The 6,648-nt window shown below is 61.6% G+C and carries 3 protein-coding genes; all 3 read left to right on the top strand.

What is annotated here, in order from left to right; all coding sequences use genetic code 11:
• Window positions 1–278: 278 nt before the first annotated feature.
• The 3 genes from ACVWZF_RS06535 (at window position 279) to ACVWZF_RS06525 (ending at window position 6,628) form a co-directional block, all read left to right on the top strand.
• A complete protein-coding gene (locus ACVWZF_RS06535) occupies window positions 279–2,600 on the top strand; it encodes a spermidine synthase (RefSeq protein WP_457411129.1) in 2,322 nt (773 codons plus the stop codon).
• A 187-nt stretch (window positions 2,601–2,787) separates the two neighbouring features.
• Complete coding sequence (locus ACVWZF_RS06530) at window positions 2,788–3,363, top strand: NADPH-dependent FMN reductase (RefSeq protein WP_457406220.1); 576 nt, start codon at window positions 2,788–2,790, stop codon at window positions 3,361–3,363.
• A 355-nt stretch (window positions 3,364–3,718) separates the two neighbouring features.
• Window positions 3,719–6,628, top strand: a complete 2,910-nt coding sequence (locus ACVWZF_RS06525) for a GAF domain-containing protein (RefSeq protein WP_457411128.1) — start codon at window positions 3,719–3,721, stop codon at window positions 6,626–6,628.
• Window positions 6,629–6,648: the final 20 nt, after the last annotated feature.

Here is a 6,648-nt window from a genome sequence, read left to right as displayed (position 1 = left end):
GGTCAGGACTTGGGTCATGGTTCTATTGTAACCTCGCATTCCTCCCGGCACTGACCCTACGGGTACAGTGCGGGGCTCCTGCGATTTCTAGCTGAGAGTACTGGCGGAGGGTGGCCCCCTTCCACCCGTTGGCGCACTTGAATCGAGGAACAAGGATCGGCCTTCCTCTGAGTTGGGTGATCCCAAGGGGCACCACCAAGCGGCTACAACATCCCATCTCAAGCTTCCGGGAGAAAGTGGGGAATACTGGCAGTTGAGGGTTTTGCGGTGGGTCGGCTTTGGTTTGGCTAGTTGGCCTCAGCTTGTTTGGTAGCGCTTTTTGCCTCTTTTGGGGACAGTTGCTGCTGGGCAAGTTGCTGTTGCCGCTGTGGGGGGGATCCCCCCTGGTGTGGAATACCTGCCTGGCCTTTTTTCAGGCCACCCTGCTGCTGGGCTACCTGTGGGCAGACCGGCTGGGGCGCGGGCTCAATCCCAGGATGGGGGTGCTGATCCACGGGATCTTGCTGCTGGTCGGGCTGAGGCTTCTGCCCTTTCAGCTGGGGATCCCCGGCCAACCGGAAGGATGGTGGCCCCCTCTCGCTCTGTTGGCAAACTTGACTTTGGGAGCTGGGGTGCCGCTGTTTCTCCTGTCGGCGACGACGCCGTTGCTGCAACGGGGGTTGGCGGCAAGAGGGGTCGCGGGGCAACGGGAGGCTTTGGATCCCTATTTTCTCTATGTGGCCAGCAATGCCGGCAGCTTGGGCGGGCTGCTGGGGTACCCGCTGGTGTTGGAGCCTCGTCTGTCTTTGGCTTGGCAAACTCTCCTGTGGACGGGATCCTACGCGCTGGTGGCAGCCCTGGTGCTGCTGAGCGGGGTGGGTCTGCTGCTCAGTTGCAACGGCGTTGCCGAGCCACAAGAACGTGGGGCGGATTCCCAGGGATCCAGCGCTGCTCTGGGGAATTGGGCTGTTTCCTGGCGAGAGCGTTGGCGCTGGGCGGGGCTGGCTTTTTTGCCGGCGGGCCTGTTGGTGGCGGTCACCACTCTGTTGACCACCGACGTGGCGGCGGTGCCCCTGTTGTGGGCCATCCCCCTGGGGATCTATCTGCTGACATTCATGCTGGCTTTCGGGGGGATCCACCCCAATAAGGGGGTTTTGGGAACGACAGCTCTTCTGGCCTGCGGGGCGGTGGGGACACAGGTCTTGGGCTGGGTGAGGCCGGGTTTTTTGCTTTTGCCGCTGCATCTGACCACCTTTGGGCTGGTGAGCTGGGGCTGCCACAGCCGGTTGGCTTGCCGTCGCCCGCCGGTGGAGCAGTTGACGCAGTTTTACCTGTGGCTGGCTTTGGGGGGGAGCTTAGGGGGAATGTTCTCTGCTCTCTTGGCACCGCAGGTGTTTGAGACAGTGCTGGAATATCCCCTGTTGCTGGGGATGTCGCTGGCAGTGCTGGGGGCTCAGGGGGGGCGGGTGGGCCTGTGGCTGGGGCTGGGGCTGCTCCTGCCTTTGCTGCTGTTGCACTTTCAACCGCAGGCGTTGCTGCAGGTGGGCGCTGGGGTGGGTTTGGCGTTGGGCTGGGCGGTGCTGGCGCTGTTGGTGTCAGGGGAGAGCCGTTCACAGCAGCAGAGCGGAGCCCCTGGCTGGCAGGCCAAGGTCGGTTGGGTGGGAGCAATGGCGGGGTTGGTTGTGCTGCTGGGGCAACCCTGGCTGCAGCCGGGACTGCAGGTGATCCACAGCGAGCGCAGCGCCTTCGGCCTCAACCGGATCGTGGAGTACCGGACTGAGCAGGGATCCTTTCGTGGCCTTCTGCACGGCACCACCCTACACGGCAGCCAAAACTTGGACCCGGAAAAAGCGCTGGAGCCGCTGACCTATTTCGCTCGGCCTGGGCCGGTTGGGCAGGTGTTTGCGGCGTTCAGAGCCCAGACTGTGGATCCCACGCCCGCCATTGCGGTGTTGGGGCTGGGGATCGGCACGTTGGCCGCCTATGCCGAGCCAGGGGATGAGTGGACGTTTTTCGAGTTGGATCCCACCGTGGTCGATTGGGCGAGCCGCTATTTTTCCTATCTCCGGTGGGCCCAGACGCGGGCGCGGGTGCAGGTCATCCTCGGTGATGCCCGGCTCAGCCTCAAGGGGATCCCAGAGGGCAGCTATGACCTGATGGTGATGGACGCCTTCAGCTCTGACGCAGTGCCGGTGCATTTGCTCACGCAAGAGGCTTTGGCCCTCTACCTCAGCAAGCTCAAGCCCCACGGCTGGCTGCTCTTCAACATCACCAACCGCCACCTCGACCTGGCCCCGCTGTTGGCTGGCCTGGCCGGATCCCTGCAGCTTCACGCTTGGCACCAAGACCACCGGGATCTCTCCCCTGAGCAACGCCAGGCGGGGCTGGCCCCTTCCCACTGGGTGCTGTTATCGCCGCGCGACGCTTCGACGACCGCCTCAGCAGGGCGGAGCCCTTTGGCCCAAAACTCTGGAGTCCTGCAGGAACTGGATCCCTGGCAGCCCCTTTTGCCCCAGGCCGGGGATCCCGTCTGGCGGGATGACTTTTCCAACCTGCTGCAGGTGATCCGCTGGCCCCGGATCCCTTTGCTAAAGGGTATCCAGATCCCCAGTTCTGGATAGGAATCCGGCTGCTATCGCTACGCGACCCTTCGGCAAACGTGTTAGCGTTGCGGAGCAGAAAAGTTAAGGAAATCTTTACAACTCGAAGTTGGTATGAGTTATGATTGTTTGCAACGTAACTGATGTCTGCTCGGGAGTCCGGCCCATGTCTCCTCTACAAGCCCTCACTGGCAATCCTCAAACCACCATGGCTGAAACCTCTGCGGCTCGTTTCGTGGCAATCGGGGGCAGCTTGCGGCCCAATTCCCTGACGTACCAGGCGCTGGAGGTGGCGCGGCGCGAGTTTGAGAAGTTGGGGATCCCGTTGCACATCCTCGATCTGCGGCAGATGAAGTTGCCCTTTGTGGATGGCTCGGAATCCTATGCAGATTATCCCGATGTGGCGGTCTTACAAGCAACCATGAAGCGGGCGGATGGGATCATCCTAGCCAGCCCGGAATACCACGGCGGCATCAGCGGCAGCCTGAAAAATGCCCTGGATCTGTTGAGCTTTGAGCAACTGGAGGGCAAGGTCTTCGGGTTGATCAGCGTTTTGGGCGGCGAGAGCAACAGCAATACCCTGAACCAGATGCGCTTGATTGTGCGTTGGGTGCATGGCTGGGTAATCCCCGAGCAGATCGCCATCGGTCGGGCTTGGAGCGCTTTTGACGAGCAAGGCAATCTCAAAGATGAGAAGCTAAAACAGCGCTTTCAACACTTTGTCCAGAGCTTGGTGACCCACACTCACAAGCTGCGAGGGATCCCAGTGGTGAAGCCTTCCTGAAATTACAGTCATTCCAAACTAGATTGAGACACTCTCCAAGCGTTCCGCGACCAACCCCAGGGAAGTTAGGAAGCCATGAAGGACGGCTGCAGACAGACTACACTGGGGCTGGGTGAGAGATGAAAACCAAATCTTTCACTGCGTCGAGGATGGGGCGAACGCCCGACGTCGAGAATCCCTGCCCCTTGGGGCGGAGAGTATGCCAAAGTTGTTCCAAACAGCAACAAGTCCGGGCTCTCTTCTTCTCACCTGTTGCTCAGCGTTGCCCAGCAACAAATAAGGCTCAGATCCGACGGAGATCTGGCTGAGAGGGCATTGACTTGCAGAGGAACCCGCAGAATAGCTCCACACAGGTATGGTTCAGTCTGTTCCCCCTCATTCCGATAGAGCTGGGCCAATATCTCCCCTGGTGGCCCTGCAAGCAACCTTGCAGCAGATGCGGGAGCAGAGCGATGCCAACACCCTCGTTCAGCTCACGCTGGAGTATGTCAAGGCGGTGTTTGGGGCGCCGCTGATCTGGCTGGCCTTTTACGACTATCCAAATCACCAGTTGGTGGGTCAGGGGGGAGTGACCCTTCTTGAGGATCAAACCCTACTGCGGGCGGTGCATCCTCTACAGCCGGGGGAGATCCTGGAGCAGGTGGTGATCGAGCAGCGACCGATCAGCCTGCCCGACCTCTCTCAGGAACCGCGCATGGGCATTTGGCAGCGGGAGGCCAGGCGACTGGGCGGGATCCAGGGCTGTTTCATTTATCCCTTCTCGGCCTACGGCCCGCTGTCGCGAACGGCAGTGGGACGGCGGCGCTGCTTGGGGATCCTGATGTTGGGATCCCAAATGTGGGGGGTTACCACCCATGAGGACGAAAAGGCTCTCTTGGGAATTTTGCTGGGGCAGTTGGCAGCCTCTCTGCAGGAGTTGGAAAACGCTTGGCAGCAGCAGACCGAAAAGCGCCTTGAGGATCCACTCCTGAGGTTGGGAACGGCGATGCGCCAGGCGGGATCCCTGCAGGAACGGGTCAGCTGGGTGAAGCAAGAGCTACAGTCTTTCCTGGGCGCCGTCCACATTCAGGTGTATTGGCACGAGCGCGGCCAGGGTCAGTTCGTTCCCCACGGGAGCGTCCCCAAAGCTGTTCGCGACAGCGGGGCGGAGAAAGTCGGAGCAGGGCCAACAGGGGAGGTCAGCCTTTCGCTGCGGGAATTGGGGGACATGTACTACACCCTCGCCGATGGCCAGGTGGTGGTGGGCGGCACAGGGACGACTCGCTCTGAGGTTCCCCCCAAGCTGATGCAGCAGTTGCGAGCCCAGGCTGTTTTGGCAGCCCCGATTTTGCTGGAGAAGGATCTGCTGGGGTTTATCTGGGTGCAATCCGATGTGCCCCGTACCTGGCAAGCCGCTGAGCGACAGTTGGTGGCCGCTGCCGCCAATGGGTTGGCCTTGGCTGCCCCCCTAGAAAATCTGGATCGCCGCATTCGCCAGTTGGCCGATGACCAAGAGTTTGTGCAACAGGTGGGCCGCTCGCTTTACAACCCGGCGGAGCTGCAACAGGCTCTCCAGCAAGCCGTTGTCGGCCTGGCCCAGCGCCTGAAAGTCGGTGCAGTGGCCGTGTTGACGGTGGATCCCGACAGCCCCATCCCCCGCCTCTTCTACGAGTACCGCAGGGAAGGCAAGCAGACTTTGCCACAGCAGCTCAGCCCTCTGAGCGACCAGGACTGGCAGGATCTCATGCGCAGCGAGGTGGTCGTGGCAGAAAACTACGACCAAGATCTGCGCCTGCTCTCTTGGCGGCAGGAACTGGCAGGGGTTCGTTCCTTGATGCTGACCCACACCGGGGTCGGCGGTACCGCCACCACACCTGTGGAAGGGCTGCTCTTGGTGTTGCATCCCCAGCTACGGACCTGGAGCCGGGAAGAGCGGCAACTGCTGCGGGGGATTGCCCAACAGGTGGGGGTGATCCTGCGGCAAATTCGGTCAGAACAACGCCGGCAACGACAAGAGCAATTGCTCAAGGGCCTGATCACCACTTGTTTAACCTTGCAAAACTCGGCCACCTTGTCAGATCTGTACACCACCACCGTCCGACAGACGGCCCAATTGCTGGGGATCCCTCTGGCGCTGGTGGTCAGTTGGCAGCCGGGGGAAAGCCGGGCTCAGCTCCAGGGGCCTTTTACTACCGCTGCCGGGACGGAGACCGGCTCCACCGAGATCGACCTGCAAGATCCCCTACTGGCCTACGCGCTGCAGTCGGCAGAACCTCTGCCGCTCACCCAGGAGCAGATCCCCCCTGCCAGCCGCACTTGGCTCAGTCGCGTCAGCGGTGCGGAGCACTTTGCTGCCGGCCTGGGATCCTGGCTGCTGGTGGCGCTGGGGGAGACAAACTCCTCGCAGGCGGGAGCTTTGGGAGTTTTGATCTTGGGGGCAGAAGCGGGCAAGGTTTGGGATCCCGACGAGCGGGCGGCTGTGATGCTGATCGCCCAGACCTGCGGCTGGACGCTGCGGCGCTTGCTCTGGATGCAAACTTTGCAAGAGCGGCAGGAGGTGCTCAGGGAGTTGAACTGGTACAAGCACCGCCGCCTGCTGGATATGCAGAATGCCCTTCTGAACAGCCTGCACCGCCTGGGTCAGGTGCCGGAGATCCCCGGAGACGAAGCCACCCGCTGGCAAAAGGTGGTGGAGATCGGCAGAGGGCTGCGGGATCTGACCGTCTCCACAGGGCCGTTGTTGCAGTCGGAAACTTGGCAGGTGCAGCCGCAGTCGCGGTCGGTGCCCTTGGCAACCTTGGTGCGCAAAAGCCTACGCCGAGTGGAGGCCCTGACCCAAAAACGCAAGTTATGGCCGCGGGCCCATGGGGACATGAGCATTGCCGTCCAGGGGGATCCCGAACGACTGGAGATGGTGCTCTGGGAGGTGTTGACAGCCGCTGGTTTGCGCAGCCCGGAAGGGGGGCGGCTGGATCTGTGGAGCCAAGCCAGCGTTCGCGATAGCGATGCGGAGCCCTTTGGCTATGCAGAGCTGCTGGTGGTGGATCAGGGCAGCTTCGACCCTCACCTGATGGCCGCCCTTCAGTTGGATCCGAACCAGGTGATCTACGCGGATCCTCTGCTCAAGTCGCCTCTATCGGTAAGTCCTGGTCTGGAACTCAGCCTGTGTCAACGGGTGGTGCAGCGGATGGGGGGTCAGCTCTCCTTTTACCTCTCTTCCGATGGGCGTTGTGTCTCTCGGCTGCTCCTGCCGATGGGCAGCGACGAGCCCCATCCCCCTGGGTAGGAAAAAGCTGTGTTGCCGGT

Source organism: Thermostichus sp. OS-CIW-30, assembly GCF_054060215.1.
Note: the sequence above shows the minus strand (reverse complement) of the source record. Positions and strands in the feature narration are given on the sequence as shown.